18 protein-coding genes are annotated in these 21,351 nt (G+C 63.0%); 14 read left to right on the top strand and 4 right to left on the bottom strand.

Annotation, left to right across the window (positions count from 1 at the left end):
* Positions 1-172 precede the first annotated feature (172 nt).
* A complete protein-coding gene (rpsB, locus tag IWW33_RS17020) occupies positions 173-910 on the bottom strand; it encodes a 30S ribosomal protein S2 (RefSeq protein ID WP_012315900.1) in 738 nt (245 codons plus the stop codon).
* Positions 911-1,214: 304 nt separating this feature from the next.
* Between rpsB and map the strand changes: the two genes are divergently transcribed.
* From map to dapC, 3 genes are read left to right on the top strand one after another with little or no spacing between them, the layout of a single operon-like run.
* Entirely contained in the window at positions 1,215-1,997 is a 783-nt protein-coding gene (map, locus tag IWW33_RS17015) for a type I methionyl aminopeptidase (protein ID WP_004375406.1), read from the top strand.
* Between the two features lie 36 nt (positions 1,998-2,033).
* Positions 2,034-4,736: a [protein-PII] uridylyltransferase gene (locus tag IWW33_RS17010; protein WP_039601208.1), complete on the top strand. Its 2,703-nt coding sequence runs from the start codon at positions 2,034-2,036 to the stop codon at positions 4,734-4,736.
* A gap of 30 nt (positions 4,737-4,766) precedes the next feature.
* Positions 4,767-5,963: a succinyldiaminopimelate transaminase gene (gene dapC, locus IWW33_RS17005; RefSeq protein ID WP_115274035.1), complete on the top strand. Its 1,197-nt coding sequence runs from the start codon at positions 4,767-4,769 to the stop codon at positions 5,961-5,963.
* Between the two features lie 60 nt (positions 5,964-6,023).
* Here the strand turns inward: dapC and IWW33_RS17000 are convergent, their stop codons facing one another.
* Positions 6,024-7,670, bottom strand: a complete 1,647-nt coding sequence (locus IWW33_RS17000) for a Na+/H+ antiporter (protein WP_115274034.1) — start codon at positions 7,668-7,670, stop codon at positions 6,024-6,026.
* A 316-nt stretch (positions 7,671-7,986) separates the two neighbouring features.
* On the opposite strand from IWW33_RS17000, the gene IWW33_RS16995 reads away from it, so the two are divergent.
* From IWW33_RS16995 to IWW33_RS16980, 4 genes are all read left to right on the top strand, one after another.
* A complete protein-coding gene (locus IWW33_RS16995; RefSeq protein ID WP_174142371.1) occupies positions 7,987-8,334 on the top strand; it encodes an ArsC family reductase in 348 nt (115 codons plus the stop codon).
* Positions 8,335-8,376: 42 nt separating this feature from the next.
* Positions 8,377-9,411: a 2,3,4,5-tetrahydropyridine-2,6-dicarboxylate N-succinyltransferase gene (dapD, locus tag IWW33_RS16990; protein ID WP_046784321.1), complete on the top strand. Its 1,035-nt coding sequence runs from the start codon at positions 8,377-8,379 to the stop codon at positions 9,409-9,411.
* Positions 9,412-9,493: 82 nt separating this feature from the next.
* Positions 9,494-10,699, top strand: a complete 1,206-nt coding sequence (locus IWW33_RS16985; RefSeq protein ID WP_174142368.1) for a cysteine desulfurase — start codon at positions 9,494-9,496, stop codon at positions 10,697-10,699.
* Positions 10,696-11,106, top strand: a complete 411-nt coding sequence (locus tag IWW33_RS16980; protein WP_119687672.1) for a SufE family protein — start codon at positions 10,696-10,698, stop codon at positions 11,104-11,106. Before IWW33_RS16985 ends, IWW33_RS16980 begins: the two co-directional genes overlap by 4 nt.
* 21 nt (positions 11,107-11,127) lie before the next feature.
* Here the strand turns inward: IWW33_RS16980 and tcdA are convergent, their stop codons facing one another.
* Positions 11,128-11,937 (bottom strand): tRNA cyclic N6-threonylcarbamoyladenosine(37) synthase TcdA, encoded by an 810-nt coding sequence (tcdA, locus tag IWW33_RS16975; protein WP_039601802.1) that lies wholly within the window; start codon positions 11,935-11,937, stop codon positions 11,128-11,130.
* 132 nt (positions 11,938-12,069) lie between these two features.
* Between tcdA and IWW33_RS16970 the strand changes: the two genes are divergently transcribed.
* The 4 genes from IWW33_RS16970 (at position 12,070) to IWW33_RS16955 (ending at position 17,125) form a co-directional block, all read left to right on the top strand.
* Positions 12,070-14,661 carry a glycosyltransferase gene (locus IWW33_RS16970; RefSeq protein WP_174142367.1) on the top strand — a complete coding sequence of 864 codons (2,592 nt, stop codon included), beginning with the start codon at positions 12,070-12,072 and terminating at the stop codon, positions 14,659-14,661.
* A gap of 105 nt (positions 14,662-14,766) precedes the next feature.
* Positions 14,767-15,918, top strand: coding sequence for a succinyl-diaminopimelate desuccinylase (gene dapE, locus IWW33_RS16965; RefSeq protein WP_115274031.1), 1,152 nt, complete (start codon positions 14,767-14,769; stop codon positions 15,916-15,918).
* Positions 15,918-16,730 (top strand): putative RNA methyltransferase, encoded by an 813-nt coding sequence (locus IWW33_RS16960; protein WP_115274030.1) that lies wholly within the window; start codon positions 15,918-15,920, stop codon positions 16,728-16,730. Before dapE ends, IWW33_RS16960 begins: the two co-directional genes overlap by 1 nt.
* Positions 16,731-16,747: 17 nt before the next feature.
* Entirely contained in the window at positions 16,748-17,125 is a 378-nt protein-coding gene (locus IWW33_RS16955) for a hypothetical protein (RefSeq protein WP_115274029.1), read from the top strand.
* Positions 17,126-17,224: 99 nt separating this feature from the next.
* On the opposite strand, the gene IWW33_RS16950 is transcribed toward IWW33_RS16955, so the two are convergent.
* Complete coding sequence (locus tag IWW33_RS16950; protein ID WP_012315914.1) at positions 17,225-17,434, bottom strand: cold-shock protein; 210 nt, start codon at positions 17,432-17,434, stop codon at positions 17,225-17,227.
* A 231-nt stretch (positions 17,435-17,665) separates the two neighbouring features.
* Here IWW33_RS16950 and plsB point away from each other — a divergent pair, with 231 nt between their 5' ends.
* From plsB to IWW33_RS16935, 3 genes are all read left to right on the top strand, one after another.
* On the top strand, positions 17,666-20,152 hold the full coding sequence (plsB, locus tag IWW33_RS16945) for a glycerol-3-phosphate 1-O-acyltransferase PlsB (RefSeq protein WP_174142366.1): 2,487 nt from the start codon (positions 17,666-17,668) through the stop codon (positions 20,150-20,152).
* A 75-nt stretch (positions 20,153-20,227) separates the two neighbouring features.
* Complete coding sequence (locus IWW33_RS16940; protein ID WP_046784329.1) at positions 20,228-20,626, top strand: YbaY family lipoprotein; 399 nt, start codon at positions 20,228-20,230, stop codon at positions 20,624-20,626.
* A gap of 33 nt (positions 20,627-20,659) precedes the next feature.
* Positions 20,660-21,349 (top strand): DUF4197 domain-containing protein, encoded by a 690-nt coding sequence (locus IWW33_RS16935; protein WP_046784330.1) that lies wholly within the window; start codon positions 20,660-20,662, stop codon positions 21,347-21,349.
* The last annotated feature ends 2 nt before the right edge of the window (positions 21,350-21,351 follow it).

Raw genomic sequence — 21,351 nt, 5'->3', positions numbered from 1 at the left:
TGGAAAGTTTTTCAACCATTCCACCCGCTCATCACGGGCGTTCAATTCTGCAAATCCGCTGTTTCAACCTCAGCCGGCCCATAATGCGGGGCGCTTGCTGACAGCAGGATTTCAAGGTGGCAAAAAGGGGGCCAAGCCCCCTTTTTGCGTGCCAAGCAGACGCTAGCGTCTATTACTCGGCAGCAGGTGCAGCCGCTTCTTCAGCGTAGACTTCGGTGCCGCCAGCAACGTTGTTGCGGCCGCGGATGACGGCGTCAGCCATCGAAGTCATGTACAGCTCGATAGCGCGAATGGCGTCATCGTTACCTGGGATGATGTAGTCAACACCTTCTGGGCTGCTGTTGGTATCGACAACGCCGATAACCGGGATACCCAGCTTGTTGGCTTCGGTGATGGCAATGCGCTCGTGGTCAACGTCGATCACGAACAGGGCATCAGGCAGGCCGCCCATGTCCTTGATACCACCCAGGCTGCGGTCCAGCTTTTCCAGATCGCGCGAACGCATCAGGGCTTCTTTCTTGGTCAGCTTGGCAAAAGTGCCGTCTTCGGCCTGGGTTTCCAGGTCGCGCAGACGCTTGATCGAAGCGCGGATGGTTTTGTAGTTGGTCAGCATGCCGCCCAACCAGCGGTGGTCAACGTATGGCGAACCGCAACGAGCAGCTTGCTCGGCGACGATCTTGCCGGCGGAACGCTTGGTGCCGACGAACATGATCTTGTTCTTGCCCTGGGCCAGGCGTTCTACGAACGACAGAGCGTCGTTGAACATTGGCAGGGTTTTTTCCAGGTTGATGATGTGGATCTTGTTACGCGCGCCGAAAATGTACTTGCCCATTTTCGGGTTCCAGTAACGGGTCTGGTGGCCGAAGTGCACACCGGCCTTCAGCATATCGCGCATGTTGACTTGGGACATGATAGTTCCTTGATAAGTCGGGTTGGGCCTCCACGTATCCCAATGACCAACCCACGCACCTGAACAAGAACTTCGAGAATGCGGGGCACCCAGGTCATCGTGTCGACACGTGTGTGGGTTTGAGCTGACGGGGTCGTCCCCGAAAGCGGCGCATGTTATACCACAGACCGCCAACGAACGGAACCCGCAGAAGTGAACTGTGAATCCAGCCTCAAGCTTGATGCTGGGTTCGCAGCCGCCCTCTGATAGAATAAGGGCCTTTTCCGTTTGTTCGCGCCGCCTGCGGCGCCGTAGAGAGCCAGTAATGACCGTTACCATCAAGACCGCAGAAGACATCGAGAAGATGCGCATCGCCGGCCGCCTGGCCGCCGAAGTGCTGGAAATGATCGAAGAACACGTCAAGCCCGGTGTCACCACCGAAGAGCTCGACCGCCTGTGCCACGACTACATCGTCAACGTGCAGCAGGCCATTCCGGCACCGCTCAACTACAAGGGCTACCCCAAGTCGATCTGCACCTCGATCAACCACGTGGTGTGCCACGGCATCCCCAACGACAAGCCGCTCAAGGACGGGGACACGCTGAACATCGATGTCACCGTGATCAAGGACGGCTACCACGGCGACACCAGCCGCATGTTCCACGTCGGTACCGTGCCGGTATGGGCCGAGCGCCTGTCCAAAGTCACCCAGGAGTGCATGTACAAGGCCATCGAGCTGGTCAAGCCTGGCTGCCGCCTGGGCGATATCGGTGAAGTGATCCAGAAGCACGCTGAGAAGAACGGCTTTTCGGTGGTGCGTGAATTCTGCGGCCACGGCATCGGCAAGGTGTTCCACGAAGAACCGCAGATCCTCCACTACGGCCGCGCCGGCACCGGCATGGAGCTCAAAGAGGGCATGACCTTCACCATCGAACCGATGATCAACCAGGGCAAGGCCGACACCAAGGTGCTGGGCGACGGCTGGACCGCCATCACCAAGGACCGCAAGCTCTCGGCGCAGTGGGAGCACACCCTGGTGGTGACCGCCACCGGCTACGAGATCTTCACCCTGCGCAAGGACGACACCATCCCGCGCACTTCGGCCTGAGTTCACGCCAAAGCCTCTACGACAGGAACGCGATGCATGCCCCAGGTGGATCCCGAGCTGTTCGACCGCGGCCAGTTCCAGGCGGAACTGGCCCTCAAGGCGAGCCCCATCGCCGCTTTCAAGAAGGCCATCCGCCAGGCCGGCGAGGTGCTCGACAGGCGTTTCCGTGACGGCCGCGACATCCGTCGGCTGATCGAGGACCGCGCCTGGCTCGTCGACAACATCCTGCAACAGGCCTGGAAGCAGTTCGACTGGGGCGACGCTGACGGTATCGCCCTGGTAGCGGTCGGGGGCTATGGGCGCGGTGAACTTCACCCGCACTCGGACATCGACCTGCTGATCCTGCTGCGCGACGCCGAACACGAGCAGTACCGCGACGCCATCGAGCGCTTCCTGACACTGCTGTGGGACATTGGCCTTGAAGTGGGCCAGAGCGTGCGTACCGTGGACGAGTGTGCCGAACAGGCCCGCGCCGACCTGACGGTCATCACCAACATGATGGAAAGCCGCACCATCGCCGGCCCCGAAGCCCTGCGCCAGCGCATGCTCGAAGTCACCAGCACCGCGCACATGTGGCCGAGCAAGGAGTTCTTCCTGGCCAAGCGCGCAGAGCTCAAGGCCCGCCACCACAAGTACAACGACACCGAGTACAACCTCGAGCCCAATGTAAAAGGCTCGCCCGGTGGCCTTCGCGACATCCAGACAGTCCTTTGGGTAGCCCGTCGCCAGTACGGCACCCTGAACCTGCACGCCCTCGCTGGCGAAGGCTTCCTGCTGGAAAGCGAAAACGAACTGCTGGCCTCCTCCCAGGACTTTTTGTGGAAGGTGCGCTACGCCCTGCACATGCTCGCCGGCCGCGCCGAAGATCGCCTGCTGTTCGACCACCAGCGCAGCATCGCCGCACTGCTGGGCTACAGCGACGAAAACCCCAAACGCGCCATCGAACAGTTCATGCAGCAGTACTACCGGGTGGTGATGAGCATCAGCCAGTTGTGCGACCTGATCATCCAGCACTTCGAGGAAGTCATCCTCGCCGACGATGACAGTGGCACCACCCAGCCGCTGAATGCGCGCTTCCGCCTGCACGACGGCTATATCGAAGCGGTCAACGCGAACGTTTTCAAGCGCACGCCGTTCGCCATGCTGGAGATCTTCGTGCTGATGGCGCAGCACCCGGAAATCAAGGGCGTGCGCGCTGACACCGTGCGCCTGCTGCGCGAGCACCGGCACCTGATCGACGACACCTTCCGCAACGATATCCGCAACACCAGCCTGTTCATCGAGCTGTTCAAGTGCGAAATCGGCATCCATCGCAACCTGCGGCGGATGAACCGCTACGGCATCCTCGGCCGCTACCTGCCAGAGTTCGGCCTGATCGTCGGGCAGATGCAGCACGACCTGTTCCACATCTATACGGTCGATGCGCACACCCTCAACCTCATCAAGCACCTGCGCAAGCTGCAGTACACGCCGGTGTCCGAAAAATTCCCGCTGGCCAGCAAGCTCATGGGCCGCCTGCCCAAGCCTGAGCTCATCTACCTGGCCGGGCTGTACCACGACATCGGCAAAGGCCGTCAGGGCGACCACTCCGAACTGGGCGCTGTGGACGCGAAGAAGTTCTGCGAGCGCCATCAATTGCCCGCCTGGGATAGCCGCCTGATCGTCTGGCTGGTGCAAAACCACCTGGTGATGTCCACCACCGCCCAACGCAAGGACCTGTCCGACCCGCAGGTGATCAACGACTTCGCCCTGCATGTCGGCGACGAGACGCGCCTGGACTACCTCTACGTGCTGACCGTGGCCGACATCAACGCCACCAATCCCAGCCTGTGGAACTCCTGGCGCGCCAGCCTGCTGCGCCAGCTGTACAGCGAGACCAAACGCGCCTTGCGACGCGGCCTGGAAAACCCGCTGGACCGCGAGGAGCAGATCCGCCAGACACAGAGTGCGGCGCTGGATATCCTCGTGCGCGAGGGCACCGACCCGGACGACGTCGAGCAACTCTGGTCGCAACTGGGTGACGACTACTTCCTCAAGCACAACGCCGCCGATGTGGCCTGGCACAGTGATGCGATCCTGCAGCAGCCCGCCGACGGCGGGCCGCTGGTACTGATCAAGGAAACCACACAGCGGGAGTTCGAGGGCGGCACGCAGATCTTCATCTACGCCCCCGACCAGCACGATTTCTTCGCCGTGACCGTGGCGGCCATGTCGCAGCTCAACCTGAACATCCATGACGCGCGCATCATCACCTCGAGCAGCCAGTTCACGCTCGACACCTACATCGTGCTCGACAATGACGGCGGCTCCATCGGCGACAACCCGCAACGGGTCAAGCAGATCCGCGACGGCCTGACCGAGGCGCTGCGCAACCCCGAGGACTACCCGACCATCATCCAGCGACGGGTACCGCGCCAACTCAAGCATTTCAACTTCCCGCCGCAGGTGACCATCCTCAACGATGCACAGCGGGCGGTGACCATCCTTGAGATCACCGCGCCGGACCGCCCAGGGCTGCTGGCGCGGATCGGGCGGATCTTCCTGGAGTTCGACCTGTCACTGCAGAACGCCAAGATCGCCACCCTTGGCGAACGCGTGGAAGACGTATTCTTCATTACCGATGCCGACAACCAGCCGCTGTCCGACCCGCAGCTGTGCAGCCGCCTGCAGGAAGCGATCGTGCAGCAGCTGCAGGCCGGCCAGGCCAGCGATGCCAGCCCGACTCGCGTGACCTTTTAACGATTAGACGATTGACGAGACCTTGCGCCGATGAACCATGCCTTGACCCAGCTTCAGCCCTACCCGTTCGAGAAACTCCGCGCCCTGCTGGGCAGCGTGAAGCCCGCGGCGGACAAGCGCGCCATCGCCCTGTCGATCGGTGAGCCGAAGCACGCATCCCCGGCGTTCGTCGCCCAGGCCATGGCCGACAACCTCGACAAGCTGGCGGTCTACCCCAGCACCATCGGCCTGCCAGAGCTGCGCCAGGCCATCGGCCAATGGTGCGAACGCCGGTTCGGCGTGCCGAGCGGCTGGCTGGACGCGGACCGCCATGTGCTGCCGGTCAACGGCACCCGTGAAGCGCTGTTCGCCTTCACCCAGGCCGTGGTCAACCGCGCCGATGATGGCCTGGTGGTCAGCCCCAACCCGTTCTACCAGATCTACGAAGGCGCGGCCCTGCTCGCCGGCGCCACCCCGCATTACCTGCCGTGCCTGGAAAACAACGGTTTCAACCCGGACTTCGATGCCGTACCCGCCGAGGCATGGAAACGCTGCCAGATCCTGTTCCTGTGCTCACCGGGCAACCCCACCGGCGCACTGGTACCGATGGACACCCTGAAGAAGCTGATCGCACTGGCCGACGAGCATGATTTCGTGATCGCCGCCGATGAATGCTACAGCGAGCTGTACTTCGACGAAGACGCGCCACCACCGGGCCTGCTCAGTGCCTGTGCCGAACTGGGCCGCAGTGATTTCAAGCGTTGCGTGGTATTCCACAGCCTGTCCAAGCGCTCCAACCTGCCGGGCCTGCGTTCGGGCTTCGTTGCCGGCGACGCGGCCATCATCAAGCCGTTCCTGCTGTACCGCACCTACCATGGCTGCGCCATGCCGGTGCAGACCCAGCTGGCCAGCATCGCCGCCTGGCAGGATGAAGCGCATGTGCGCGAAAACCGCGACCTATACCGCGCCAAATACGATGCCGTGCTGGATATCCTGCAGCCCGTGCTGGACGTACAGCGGCCCGATGGCAGTTTCTACCTGTGGGCCAAGGTACCGGGGTGCGATGCCGACTTCACGCGTGACCTGTTCCAAGCCCAGCATGTGACGGTGGTACCTGGTTCGTACCTGTCGCGCGAAGTGGATGGCGTGAACCCGGGGGCCGGGCGGATACGCATGGCACTGGTCGCACCATTGGCCGAGTGCATCGAGGCGGCTGAGCGGATTCGTGCGTTTGTGCAAAACCGTTGATTGACCGAGTGCCGCACTGTAGCCCAAACGCCGACTCGCCGGCGCTTGAGCTACAGCGGCTCATTTGACTGCCCCCAGGTTCGCCTCGCTCAAGTCCAGCTCCCCCAACACTTGCCGCACCACCTCATCACCAACCAGATGCTGGCGATGCAGGTTATATAACTCCAACCGCTGCGCCCGAAGCGCCCGCAGGCGCAGACGTCGTTCCAGCAAGTCCATCTGCTCCGCCAAGGCCCTCGCCTCGGCCGTGTCGTTGTAACTGTCCAGCTCATCGCGGTATTCGGCCATCAACCTCGCCTTGAGCTCGGTGGCCAGGGTCGCCTGCGCCGCATCCTGAGGTGCGCTGGCATCAACCACGTCCTCGGCCTCCAAGGCATGAATCGCAGCCTCGGCCGTGCGCCGCCAGGCTTCCTGCACCTCCTGATGCAGCCGCTCGTCCGGGCTTCGGGTGACACCTCTCAAGAGAAAGGGCAACGCCACGCAGGCGCTGACCAGCGACAGCAAGATGACGCCGGCAGCGATGAAAATCAGCAGGTCGCGCTCCGGGAAAGCCTGGCCTGCCCCGATCAGCAGCGGTATCGACATCACACCCGCCAGCGTCACCGCACCCCGCACCCCGCCAAGGGTCAGCAACCAGCATGAGCGCGCCGTGGGCATCAGCACCAGTGCCGGCTTGCCGCGCCAGCGACGCACTACCCCGACCGCCCGCCAGATGCTTTGTACCCAGATGAAACGCAGCAGGATCAGCGCCGCAAAGATCGCCAGCACATCCAGGCAACGCCATGCCAGTGTCGGCCAGAGGGTAGGTTCGTGGCTGACCACCGCCTTGATGATGTCCGGCAATTGCAGGCCCAACAGCAGGAAGATCAGGCCATTGAAGGCGAATTCCAGTAGCGACCAGACGCTACGGTTGAGCAGGCGGGTGCTGGTCTGGCGCGGCAGCAGGTCGAGCCAGCTCTGCATCATGCCGGCGGCCACCGCCGAGAGGATGCCCGACACCCCAAGGCGCTCGGCCAGCACATAGGCGGCAAACGGCAGCAAGAGCATGAAAACCACGTGGGTGGCCGGGTCATCCCAGCCACGAGCGATCATCCAGGCCCGCAGCCTGCCAATCAGCCAGCTCAGGGCAACACCGACCGCCAGCCCGCCGATGGCAACCAGGACAAAGCTGAAGCTGGCATCGGCCAGTGAAAATACGCCGGTGATTGCCGCTGCCAGCGCGAACTTGAAGGTCACCAGGCCAGAGGCGTCATTCATCAGCGCCTCCCCCTGAAGCATGCGCATCAGCGGAGTGGGAAGGCGGTCCTGGGTGATGGCCGACACTGCCACGGCGTCGGTAGGCGACAACACGGCCGCCAGGGCAAAGGCCACCGCCAGTGGGATGCTCGGCAGCAGCCAATGGATGAAGTAGCCGGCGCCGACCACCGTGAACAGCACCAGCCCCACGGCAAGTGCCACCACCGGCCCGCGGATGCGCCACAGTTCGCGTTTGGGGATGCGCCAGCCGTCGGCAAACAGCAACGGCGGCAGGAACAGGAAAAGGAACAGCTCAGGATCCAGGGCCACATGCAGCCCCAGGGTCGGCCAGGCCAACAGCGCACCGGCACCGATCTGCACCAGCGGCAACGGCAAGGGGATCACCCGCCCGACCAGTTTCGACACGCTTACCAGCGTCAGCAGGATGAGGACGGTATAGGCTGACTGCATCCGTTAAAGCTTCCTTTGTGAACCGAAGTCAATCCAGGGCGAAAAATCGCCACAGAAGCACTATGTTAGCGGGGTGGGGCAATCATGGGCCGCTGCACCAAAGTCGCAGGAGGCGGATGAATATGTAACATGATGATACTGGAGTTGGGCTGGCAGGGCATGGCGTGAGCCTTACCAGGGCCACTGGGACGCCCCCTCCCCCCGAGTGCGCCCATTTAGCCCCACCCGTGGCGCTCAAAGAGTCGTTCCCGCATAATCGCGCGACTGACATTCGGCAATGGAGAGATTGGGGCAGCCTGTGGCCCCAATGCACACAATGACCTACACGCTCTACGGCATCAAAGCCTGCGACACCATGAAAAAAGCGCGCACCTGGCTCGAAGATCAAGCCATCGCCTACGAATTCCACGACTACAAGACTCAAGGCATCGACCGTGACAGCCTGAACCGCTGGTGCGACGAGCACGGCTGGGAAGTGATCCTCAACCGTGCCGGCACCACGTTCCGCAAGCTCGACGATGCCAGCAAGGCCGACCTCGACCAGGCCAAGGCCATCGAGCTGATGCTGGCCCAGCCGTCGATGATCAAACGCCCGGTGCTCGACCTTGGCGCACGCACCCTGGTCGGTTTCAAACCTGACCTGTACGCCGCTGCGCTGGCCTGAGTCCATCTACGCATCGCACCCTATTTCGCACGAGGTAATCACATGTCCAATACCCTGTTCAGCCTGGCCTTTGGTGTCGGCTCCCAGAACCGCCAGGGCACCTGGCTGGAAGTGTTCTACGCACAGCCACTGCTCAAGCCGAGCGCCGAGCTGGTCGCCGCCGTCGCGCCGATCCTCGGTTATGAAGGTGGCAACCAGGCCATCACCTTCAGCAATGCCCAGGCCGCGCAACTGGCCGAAGCCGTCAAAGGCATCGATGCCGCCCAGGCTGCCCTGCTGACCCGCCTGGCCGAAAGCCACAAGCCGCTGGTCGCCACCCTGCTGGCCGAAGACGCTGCCCTGGCTTCGACCCCAGAGGCCTACCTCAAGCTGCACCTGCTGTCGCACCGCCTGGTCAAGCCGCACGGCGTGAGCCTGGCAGGCATCTTCCCGCTGCTGCCGAACGTCGCCTGGACCAACCGGGGCGCCGTCGACCTGGCCGAGCTGGCCGAGCTGCAACTGGAAGCGCGCCTCAAAGGCGAGCTGCTGGAAGTGTTCTCGGTGGACAAGTTCCCGAAGATGACCGACTACGTGGTCCCGGCCGGCGTGCGTATCGCCGACACCGCCCGCGTGCGCCTGGGCGCCTACATCGGCGAAGGCACCACCATCATGCACGAAGGCTTCGTCAACTTTAATGCCGGCACCGAAGGCCCGGGCATGATCGAAGGCCGTGTCTCGGCCGGCGTATTCGTCGGCAAGGGCTCGGACCTAGGCGGCGGCTGCTCGACCATGGGCACCCTGTCCGGCGGCGGCAATATCGTCATCAAGGTCGGTGAAGGTTGCCTGATCGGCGCCAACGCCGGCATCGGCATCCCGCTGGGCGACCGCAACACCGTCGAAGCCGGCCTGTACATCACTGCCGGCACCAAGGTCAACCTGCTCGACGAGAACAATGAGCTGGTCAAAGTGGTCAAGGCGCGCGACCTGGCTGGCCAGACCGACCTGCTGTTCCGCCGCAACTCGCTCAACGGCGCCGTAGAGTGCAAGACGCACAAATCGGCGATCGAGCTGAACGAGGCGCTGCACGCCCACAACTGAGAACTCCCGAAGGGTTCGAAGTGTTAAGATCGGGTCTGGCGCACTCACGCCAGACCCGATTTTCATTCCAGGCCCCGTGATCATGTTCCAGCCCTCCCCCTGGCGTGCCGATTTCCCTGCCATCGCCGCCCTGCAACGGCAGCACCAGACCTACCTGGACAGCGCCGCCACCACCCAGAAGCCCCAGGCCCTGCTCGATGCCCTGAGCCACTATTACGGCCACGGCGCAGCCAACGTGCACCGTGCCCAGCACCTGCCCGGCGCGCTGGCGACACAAGCGTTTGAAACCAGCCGCGACAAGGTCGCCGCCTGGCTCAACGCCGCCGAATCGAGGCAGGTCATCTTTACCCACGGCGCCACCTCGGCCCTGAACCTGTTGGCCTATGGCCTGGAACACCGCTTGGAGGCAGGCGACGAAATCGCCGTGAGCGCGCTGGAGCACCACGCCAACCTGCTGCCCTGGCAACAACTGGCGCGGCGGCGCAACCTGCGCCTGGTGGTACTGCCACTGGATGAGCATGGCCGCATCGACCTTGACCAGGCGCTGCAGTTGGTTGGCCCACGTACTCGCGTGCTTGCGGTCAGCCAGTTGTCCAATGTGCTCGGCACCTGGCAGCCGCTGCCAGCGTTACTCGCCCATGCCCGCGCCCAAGGGGCGCTGACTGTGGTCGATGGCGCTCAGGGCGTGGTGCATGGCCGCCACGATGTGCAGCAGCTGGGCTGTGATTTTTATGTATTCTCCAGCCACAAGCTGTATGGCCCGGAAGGCGTCGGCGTACTGTATGGCCGTGCGCAGGCGCTGGAACTGCTGCGCCACTGGCAGTTCGGCGGTGAAATGGTGCAACTGGCTGACTACCAGAGTGCCAGCTTCCGCCCGGCACCGCTGGGCTTCGAGGCAGGCACACCACCGATCGCCGGGGTGATCGGCCTGGGGGCAACGCTCGATTACCTGGCCAGCCTCGATGGCCAGGCCGTCGAGCACCACGAGACCCACCTTCACCATCACCTGCTGCGCGGGCTTGCCGACCGTGAGGGGGTGCGGGTACTGGGCACACCACAGGCTGCCTTGGCCAGCTTTGTCATCGAAGGCGTGCACAATGCCGACATCGCCCACCTGCTGACAGAGCAGGGCATTGCCGTACGTGCCGGCCATCACTGCGCCATGCCACTGCTCAAAGGGCTGGGGCTCGAAGGTGCTATTCGGGTATCGCTGGGCCTGTATAACGACAGCGATGACCTGCAACGCTTCTTCGATGCCCTCGATCAAGGCCTGGAGCTGCTGCGATGAACCTGCCAGTACACGCCCAGGAAGCATTGGAGCGCTTCGGGCACGCCCGCGGCTGGGAGCAGCGTGCACGGCTTCTGATGCAGATGGGTGAGCAACTGGAACCGCTGAGCGATACGCAGAAGTGCGAGCACAACCGCGTTCACGGCTGTGAAAGCCTGGTATGGCTGGTAGCTGAACAGCACGACGGCCAATGGCAGTTCAAGGCAAGCAGTGATGCGCGGTTGTTGCGTGGCCTGCTGGCATTGCTGCTGGTGCGGGTACAAGGGCTCGACAGCCGCGAGCTGGCGGCGCTTGACCTGCGCGAGTGGTTTACCCGGTTGGGGTTGGAGCGGCAATTGTCGCCCTCGCGCAGCAATGGCTTGCATGCGGTGCTACTGCGGATGGCCGAGCTGGTTTCAGCCAACTGAACCCAGCACCGACCGCGCGCCTTACTCGGCCTTGACCCGCTCCGACGGCCGCCGGGCGCCAGCCACCAGCTTTTCCACCGCCTTGCTCGCCGCCACCATGCCAAAGGTCGCGGTCACCATCATCACCGCGCCAAAGCCCCCGGCGCAGTCCAGGCGCACCCCCTCACCGACAAAGCTCTTCTGCAGGCACACACTGCCATCGCCCTTGGGGTAGCGCAGTTGTTCGCTGGAGAACACGCATGGCACCCCATAATTGCGGCTGACGTTGCGCGAGAAGTTGTAGTCGCGCCGCAGGGTTGAACGCACCCGCGATGCCAACGGGTCGTTGAAGGTTTTGTTAAGGTCGCCGATCTGAATCTGTGTGGGGTCGATTTGCCCACCTGCTCCGCCGGTAGTAACGATCGCGATCTTGCGCCGCCGGCACCAGGCAATGAGCGCCGCCTTGGCCATCACGCTGTCAATGCAGTCGACAACGCAATCGAGCTGCTCGGTGATGTACTCAGCCATGGTGTCGCGGGTGACGAAGTCAGCCACCGCATGCACCGTACAGGCCGGGTTGATCGCCCGCAGGCGCTCGGCCATCACCTCGACCTTGGGGCGCCCCACCTGCCCTTCCAAGGCATGGGCCTGGCGGTTGGTGTTGCTGACACAGACATCATCCAGGTCGAACAAGGTGATCTCACCCACGCCACTGCGCGCCAGCGCCTCGGCCACCCAGGAGCCCACCCCGCCGATACCGACGACCGCCACATGGGCCTGGTTAAGGCGTTGCAGCCCTTCGTCGCCGTACAGCCGGGCAACGCCTGCAAAGCGTGGATCTTCTGTGCTCATGTTCGTACCCCGAGGCTCATACCGCTAAAACGGCGCGCATTATAGGCCAGCAGCGCGGATGACCTCCATCGTTAGGAAAACACCTACTGATCCTGCTTTAATGTCCTACTACTTCGACAGATATGGACGACAATGTCATCTCGCAAATTCGGCTTGAACCTGGTGATTGTCCTGGCCATCGCCGCACTGTTCACCGGGTTCTGGGCGCTGATCAATCGGCCGGTTTCCGCGCCAGCCTGGCCTGAGCAGATATCAGGTTTCTCGTACTCGCCATTCCGTCTGGGGGAGAGCCCGCAAAAAGGCCAATACCCAAGCGACGCCGAGATGCGCCAAGACCTGGAGCAGATGAACAAGCTGACCGACAGCATCCGTATCTACACCGTCGAAGGCACCCAGGCCGATATCCCGCAGCTGGCAGAGGAGCTTGGGCTTCGCGTCACCCTGGGCATCTGGATCAGCCCGGACCTGGAGCGCAACGAGCGTGAGATCGCCACGGCCATCGAACTGGCCAACACCTCGCGCAGCGTGGTTCGCGTGGTGGTCGGCAACGAAGCGCTGTTCCGCGAAGAGGTCACGCCCGAAGCACTGATCCAGTACCTTGACCGGGTGCGAGCCGCAGTCAAGGTGCCGGTAACCACCAGTGAACAGTGGCACATCTGGAAGGAACACCCGGAACTGGCCAAGCATGTCGACCTGATTGCCGCGCACATCCTGCCCTACTGGGAGTTCGTGCCCATGAAGGATTCCGTGGAGTTCGTCCTCGATCGGGCCCGTGAGCTGAAACAGCAGTTCCCGCGCAAGCCATTGCTGCTCTCGGAAGTCGGCTGGCCGAGCAACGGCCGCATGCGCGGCGGCGCCGACGCCACCCAGGCCGACCAGGCCATCTACCTGCGCACGCTGGTCAACACCCTCAACCGCCGTGGCTACAACTATTTCGTCATCGAAGCCTACGACCAACCCTGGAAAGCCAGTGACGAGGGCTCGGTAGGCGCCTACTGGGGCGTATTCAATGCCGAACGCCAGCAGAAATTCAATTTTGAAGGGCCGGTGGTGGCGATACCGCAATGGCGCGCGCTGGCGGTCGCCTCGGTAGTGTTGGCGATGCTCGCCCTGACCGTGCTGCTGATCGACGGCTCGGCCTTGCGCCAACGCGGCCGGACGTTCCTCACCTTCATTACCTTCCTCTGTGGGTCGGTGCTGGTGTGGATCGGTTACGACTACAGCCAGCAGTACAGCACCTGGTTCAGCCTGACTGTCGGCGTACTGCTGGCGCTGGGCGCACTCGGCGTGTTCATCGTGCTACTGACCGAGGCGCACGAGTTGGCCGAGGCGGTCTGGATTCACAAACGCCGCCGGGAGTTTCTGCCGGTGCAGGGCGACAGCGCCTACCGGCCCAAGGTCTCGGTGCATGTACCGTGCTACAACGAACCGCCAGAGATGGTCAAACAGACGCTCGACGCCTTGGCCGCCCTGGACTATCCGGACTACGAAGTGCTGGTGATCGATAACAACACCAAGGACCCAGCCGTGTGGGAGCCGCTCAAGGCCCACTGCGAAAAGCTCGGCGAGCGCTTCAAGTTCTTCCACGTCAACCCTTTGGCCGGGTTCAAGGGCGGTGCGCTGAACTACCTGCTGCCGCACACCGCCAAGGACGCCGAAGTGATCGCAGTGATCGACTCCGACTACTGCGTGGACCGCAACTGGCTCAAGCACATGGTGCCGCACTTCGCCGACCCGAAGATCGCCGTGGTGCAGTCGCCGCAGGACTACCGCGACCAGCACGAGAGCGCCTTCAAGAAGCTCTGCTACAGCGAGTACAAGGGCTTCTTTCACATTGGCATGGTCACCCGCAACGACCGTGACGCGATCATTCAGCACGGCACCATGACCATGACCCGGCGCACCGTGCTCGAAGAACTGGGCTGGGCCGAATGGTGCATCTGCGAAGACGCCGAACTGGGCCTGCGGGTGTTCGAGAAAGGCCTGTCGGCCGCCTACGCCCACAACAGCTATGGCAAGGGCCTGATGCCCGATACCTTCATCGACTTCAAGAAGCAGCGTTTCCGCTGGGCCTATGGCGCCATCCAGATCATCAAGCACCACGCTGCGGCCCTGCTACGTGGTAAGGGCAGTGAGCTGACCCGTGGCCAGCGCTATCATTTCCTGGCCGGCTGGCTGCCATGGGTCGCCGATGGCATGAACATCTTTTTCACCGTCGGCGCCCTGCTCTGGTCGGCGGCGATGATCATCGTGCCGCACCGGGTCGATCCACCCCTGATGATCTTCGCCATCCCGCCCCTGGCGCTGTTCTTCTTCAAGGTAGCCAAGATCATCTTCCTTTATCGCCGAGCGGTCGGGGTCAACCTCAAGGACGCATTCGCAGCGGCGCTGGCCGGGCTTGCGCTGTCGCACACCATCGCCAAGGCGGTGCTGTACGGGTTCTTCACCAGCAGCATGCCGTTCTTCCGCACGCCGAAAAATGCCGATAGCCATGGATTGCTGGTAGCGATTGCCGAAGCGCGCGAAGAACTGTTCATCATGTTGCTGCTGTGGGGCGCGGCAGCCGGGATCTACCTGGTGCAAGGGTTGCCGAGCTCGGACATGCGGTTCTGGGTCGCGATGCTGCTGGTGCAGTCACTGCCATACCTGGCGGCGCTGGTCATGGCACTGTTGTCGTCGTTGCCCAAGCCCGAACACAAGATGGCCGAGCCTCAGGAGGCTTGAGGATGCCAGGGCCGCGCAGCGGCCCAATGCCCCGTGCCGACAACCCTTGTTTGATATAAGATAACGCCCCTCGTTTTTCCGCCTTGCCTTGCCCCGGAGTTCCCCATGACGGCCCCAGCCGAGCTCTCGCCTACCCTTCAACTGGCCTGCGACCTGATCCGTCGCCCCTCGGTCACCCCTGTCGACGCCGACTGCCAGGCGCAGATGATGAAGCGCCTGGGCGCCGTGGGCTTTCAGCTCGAACCGATGCGCATCGAGGACGTCGACAACTTTTGGGCCACCCATGGCAACCAGGACGGTCCGGTGCTGTGCTTCGCCGGCCACACCGATGTGGTCCCCACCGGCCCGGTGCAGCAGTGGCAGCATGAGCCGTTCGAGGCACTGATCGATGCCGACGGCATGCTCTGCGGTCGCGGCGCCGCCGACATGAAGGGCAGCCTGGCCTCCATGGTGGTCGCCAGTGAGCGTTTCGTGCAGGACTACCCGAACCACCGCGGCAGGGTCGCCTTCCTGATCACCAGCGATGAAGAAGGCCCGGCCCATCACGGTACCAAGGCTGTGGTCGAGCGCCTGGTCGCGCGCAACGAGCGCCTGGACTGGTGCATCGTCGGCGAGCCGTCGAGCACTACCCTGCTCGGTGACGTGGTCAAGAACGGCCGCCGTGGCTCGCTCGGCGCCAAACTGACCGTGCGCGGCAAACAAGGCCATGTGGCCTACCCGCACCTGGCGCGCAACCCGATCCACCTGGCCGCGCCGGCGCTGGCAGAGCTGGCCGCCGAGCACTGGGATGAAGGCAACGCGTTCTTCCCACCGACCAGCTTCCAGATTTCCAACCTCAACTCCGGTACTGGCGCCACCAATGTGGTACCTGGCGATCTGACCGCGGTGTTCAATTTCCGCTTCTCCACCGAGTCGACGGTCGAAGGCCTGCAAGCGCGAGTATCGGCAATCCTCGACAAGCATGAACTGGACTGGTCGATCGACTGGGCGCTTTCGGGCCTGCCGTTCCTGACCGAACCCGGTGAACTGCTCGATGCCGTGTCGGCCAGCATCAAGGGCGTCACCGGCCGTGATACCCAGCCGTCCACCAGCGGTGGTACGTCCGATGGCCGGTTCATCGCCACCATGGGCACCCAGGTCGTTGAACTGGGCCCGGTCAATGCAACGATCCACCAGGTCGACGAGCGCATCCTGGCCAGCGACCTCGACCTGCTGACCGAGATCTACTACCAGACCCTGGTGCGGTTGCTCGCCTGATGCTCGCCTGCCCTATTTGCCATGCGGCCCTGACGCGGCTCGACAACGGCGTGGTGTGCCCGGCCGGCCACCGCTTCGACCGTGCCCGCCAGGGTTACCTGAACCTGCTGCCTGTGCAGCACAAGAACAGCCGTGACCCTGGCGACAATCAGGCCATGGTCGAAGCACGCCGGGATTTCCTCGATGCCGGCCATTACGCGCCCGTGGCCCGCCGCCTGGCCGAGCTGGCCACTGAGCGCCAGCCCGGCGCCTGGCTCGACATCGGCTGCGGCGAAGGCTACTACACCGCGCAGCTCGCCCAGGCCCTGCCACAGGCTGACGGCTACGCCCTGGACATCTCGCGCGAAGCCGTCAAACGCGCCTGCCGCCGCGAGCCTTCGGTCACCTGGATGGTCGCCAGCATGGCCCGCGTACCCTTGGCCGATGCCAGTTGCCAGTTCATCGCCAGCGTCTTCAGCCCGCTGGACTGGGCCGAGGCCCAGCGCCTGCTGAGCCCGGGTGGCGGCCTGATGCGGGTGGGCCCGACCAGCGGCCACCTGATGGAGTTGCGCGAAGTGCTCTACGATGAAGTTCGCCCTTATGCCGACGACAAACACCTGGCCCTGGTACCGCAGGGCATGGCCCATGCCCACAGCGAAACCCTGGAGTTCCGGCTGAGCCTGGCTGTACCCAAAGCCCGCGCCGACCTGCTGGCCATGACCCCGCACGGCTGGCGCGCCAGTGCCGAGAAACGCGCGCGGGTGATCGACCAGGCCGAGCCCTTCGACGTCACGGTTTCCATGCGTTATGACTATTTCGTGCGCCAAGACTGAGCACACCCGGAGCCCTTATGCGCCAACCTGATATCGAGATCTACCTGAAGGACGCTGACGTCGACCACAAGCAGATTGCCAAATGGCTCGGCGAAGCGATCGGCCCCTGCAGCGAATGGCAGCAGAAAGGCCAGACCTTCAAATGCAAGGCCGGTAACATTCCGGTCACCTGGTTACCCAAGGCTGTAGGGAAATGGAACAGCCTTTACCTGGAAAGCGACCAGACCCCATGGGACGATGACGTCGCCTGCGCCCGCGCCGCATTCACCGCACTGGGCGTGGAAGTGCGCTGCGCGCCGGGTGGCTGGGTCGAGGAAGATGGCGAGGAAGATGCCGATCGCTGGATCCGCATCAGCGCTGACGGTGAAGAGGAAATCACCTGGCGTACCTCGTGAGCGGCAAGCTTTAAGCGGCAAGCTGCAAGAGGGTTCGCATCAGGCTGCAAGTTACACGGTCAACTTGCAGCTTGAGGCTTGAGGCTTGAGGTTTGGGACTTAGAGCCCTACCACGTCCTCGGCTTGCAGGCCTTTCTGGCCCTGCACGCAGGAGTACTCGACCCGCTGCCCTTCGACCAGGGTACGATGCCCCTCACCGCGGATCGCCCGATAATGGACGAACACATCCGCACCACCTTCGCGCTGAATGAAGCCAAAGCCCTTGGCATCGTTGAACCACTTTACATTCCCAGTCTCACGAGACGACATCTGAACTACTCCGGATTTTTATTGTGAAGATCGCCTTGTAGACACAGGGTTTCCTCCCCGTGCCGACGCCGCTTGCCGAAATATCCTGCAAGTGGCAGGCCGAGTATATGACACAGAACAAATAATTTTCATGACCGCCGCGCCCTTTGCAGGATTTTGCTGAACTTACGCCGATACGGCAGACTAACTGATTGCACACTTACTAAAAATCACACCCAGGGCACACACCCCATGACCCGTTCTCCCCTGCGCCGCCTGATCTTCGGCGCTCTGCGTCGCCTGTTGTACCTGTGGGTGCGCTCCGAGACCATCAATCAGTCCGCCATGAGCCTGCAACTCGACCGCAGCCGCCCGGTGTTCTATGCCCTGCCCTCGCCATCGCTCACCGACCTGGCCGTACTCGACCACGAGTGCACCAAGGCGGGGCTGCCGCGCCCGGTACTGCCGGTAGCTGTGGGCACACTGCACGAGCCGGCCGGTTTCTTCTACCTCACCCCCGACCCGGACTGGCTCGGCCGCCAAGACAAGCGCGGCGCGCCTCCTGCCCTTGAGCGTGTGATTGCAGCAGTCAGCAAGCATGCCGAGGAAGATGCACAGATCATCCCGGTCAGTGTGTTCTGGGGCCAGACGCCTGCAAGCGAATCGAGCCCGTGGAAATTGCTGTTCGCCGACAGCTGGGCGGTAACCGGGCGCCTGCGCCGGCTACTGACCATCCTGATACTGGGGCGCAAGACCCGCGTGCAGTTCTCGGCGCCGATCCAGGTGCGTGACCTGGTGCAGCACAACAAAGGCCATGAGCGCACCGTGCGCATGGCCCAACGCCTGATGCGCGTACACTTTCGCAACCTCAAGACTGCAGTGATCGGCCCGGACATCTCGCACCGGCGCAATCTGGTGAAAGGCCTGGTGCACGCACCACTGGTTCGCCAGGCCATCGGCGAACAAGCCCAACGGGAAAACATTCCCGTGGCCAAGGCTGAAGCACAGGCCCTGCGCTACGGCAACGAGATCGCCTCGGACTACACCTACACCGCGATCCGCTTCCTGGAAGTGGTACTCAGCTGGTTCTGGAACAAGATCTACGACGGTATCAAGGTCAACCACATCGAGCAGGTGCAAGGCATCGCGCCGGGCCACGAAGTTATCTACGTACCGTGCCATCGCAGCCACATCGACTACCTGCTGCTGTCGTACCTATTGTTCCGCAACGGCCTGACGCCACCGCACATTGCCGCCGGCATCAACCTCAACATGCCAGTGATCGGCGGCCTGCTGCGCCGCGGCGGCGCTTTCTTCATGCGCCGCACGTTCAAGGGCAACCCGCTGTACACCGCAGTGTTCAACGAATACCTGCACACCCTGTTCACCAAGGGGTTCCCGGTCGAGTACTTCGTCGAGGGCGGGCGCTCGCGCACCGGGCGCATGCTGCAACCGCGCACGGGGATGCTGGCGATCACCCTGCGCAGCTTCCTGCGCTCATCGCGCACACCGATCGTCTTCGTGCCGGTGTACATCGGCTACGAACGGGTACTGGAAGGCCGCACCTACCTGGGTGAACTGCGTGGCGCCAGCAAGAAGAAAGAGTCGATCTTCGACATATTCAAGGTCATCGGCGCGCTGAAGCAACGCTTCGGCCAGGTCTACGTCAACTTCGGCGAACCGATCCGCCTGGCAGCCTTTCTCGACCAACAGCAACCCGGCTGGCGCGAACAGGCACTTGGCCCGCAGTTCCGTCCGGCCTGGCTGAACGAGACCACCACCCGCCTGGGTGGAACCGTAGCCCGTCACCTCAACGAAGCCGCAGCGGTCAACCCGGTCAACCTGGTAGCCCTGGCACTGCTCTCCACCAGCCGCCTGGCCCTGGACGAAAGTGCCCTGACCCGGGTACTGGACCTGTACCTGGCCCTTTTGCGCAAGGTCCCCTATTCGCAGCACACCACCCTGCCCGAAGGTGACGGCCAGGCGCTGATCGAACATGTCAGGGGCATGAACCTGCTGGCGGAACAAAAAGACGCCCTTGGCCGCATCCTCTACCTGGATGAAGCCAATGCAGTGCTGATGACCTATTACCGCAACAACGTCCTGCACATCTTTGCCTTGCCGGCGTTACTGGCGAGCTTCTTCCACAGCAGCTCACGGATGAGCCGTGACCTGCTCGGGCAGTATGTACACGCGTTGTACCCGTACCTGCAGGCCGAACTGTTCCTGCGCTGGGCACCCGAGCAACTGGACGAGGTGATCGATCAGTGGCTGGCGGCACTGGTCGAACAGGGCCTGCTGCGCCGCGAAAACGATGTGTACGTGCGCCCGGCCCCCAGTTCGCGCCAGTTCGTTTTGCTGACGCTGCTGGCCCGCACCATCACCCAGGCTCTGCAGCGCTTCTACATGGCCACCTCGCTGTTGCTCAACAGCGGCCAGAACACCCTCAGCGCCGAAGCACTGGAAGACCTCTGCGTGATGATGGCCCAGCGCCTGTCGATACTGCATGGCCTGAACGCCCCCGAGTTCTTTGACAAGACGCTGTTCCGTCACTTCATCCAGACCTTGGTCGAGCAAGGTGTGCTGCGCCCGGATGGCAACGGCAAACTGGGCTACCACGACAAACTTGGCGAACTCGCCGAAGGGGTGGCCAAGCGTGTGTTGTCGGCAGAGCTGCGCCTTTCGATCCGGCAGGTGGCGCTGCACCGTGAACATGCGCTGGAAGCATCGATCCTCTAAGGCATCATCAACCGGAAAAATCCGTTAAAGTCCTTGGGCTTGGCCACAAGCCAGCCCAAGGACAACGGAGAATCCATGAAAAAGCTCGTTATGCTGTGTTGCGCCTCCCTGCTCGCAGCCTGTTCCAGCCACACCCCATCGCCACAGGCCAGCCTGGACGGTGAAGTCTTCTACCTGCAGCGCATTGCCCTGCCGCCCAGCGCCACCTTGAGTGTTGAACTGCAAGACGTGTCGCTGATGGACGCCCCTGCGGTGACCCTGGCCCGCCAGGCCGGCCCGGTCAAAGGCAACGTGCCGCTGCCGTTCCACCTCACGTATGACCCAGCCCAGGTCAAGCCTGGCCACCGCTACGCGGTGAGCGCCCGCATCGAGCTGAACGGCAAGCTGCTGTTCATCAACACCGAGCATCATGGGGTCAAACTCGACGGCAGCGATGAGCAGCCAGTACGGATCAAAGTCGATCCGGTGCGCTGATCCCCGCCTACTTCTGTTCAAAAGGAAAGCTTCATGATTCGCTCCTCCCTGCGCTTGACCACCCTGTGCGCCGGCCTGCTGCTGTCGGCCAGCGCGCTGGCCCTGTCACTTGGCGACCTGAGCCAGAAAGACGCCACCGGCGGCCTGAAGGATGCCCTGACCCAAGGGGCGCAGCTCGCCGTCAAGCAACTGAGCACCCCAGGCGGGTTCAGCAATAACCCCGACGTACGCATCGAGTTGCCAGGCAACCTCGGCAAAGCCGCCAAAGCCATGAAGATGTTTGGCAAAGGTGATGAGGTTACCGCCCTGGAAGACAGCATGAACAAGGCCGCTGAAGCGGCGGTGCCGCAGGCCCAGGCGATCCTGGTGGACGCGGTGAAGAACATGAGTGTGACCGACGCCAAGGGCATTCTCAGCGGCGGTGACGACTCGGCCACCCAGTACCTGAACAAGAGCAGCCGGGAGCAGATCCGCGCCAAGTTCCTGCCCATCGTCAAGGCGGCGACCGACAAGGTTGGCGTGGTTCAACAATACAACAGCTTTGCCGGCCAGGCGTCAGCCCTGGGCCTGGGCGATGCCAAGAGTGCCAACGTCGAGAGCTATGTGACCGAAAAAGCCCTCGACGGCCTGTTTGAAATGATCGCCAAACAAGAACAGAGCATTCGTCAGAACCCTGCACAGGCGGCTACCAGCCTGGCCAAGAAGGTATTTGGCGCCCTGTGACC

Source organism: Pseudomonas sp. M2, assembly GCF_015751845.1.
Lineage (GTDB): Bacteria > Pseudomonadota > Gammaproteobacteria > Pseudomonadales > Pseudomonadaceae > Aquipseudomonas > Aquipseudomonas putida_E.
The sequence above is the reverse complement of the archived record's forward strand: the minus strand, read 5'-3'. Positions and strand labels throughout refer to the sequence as shown.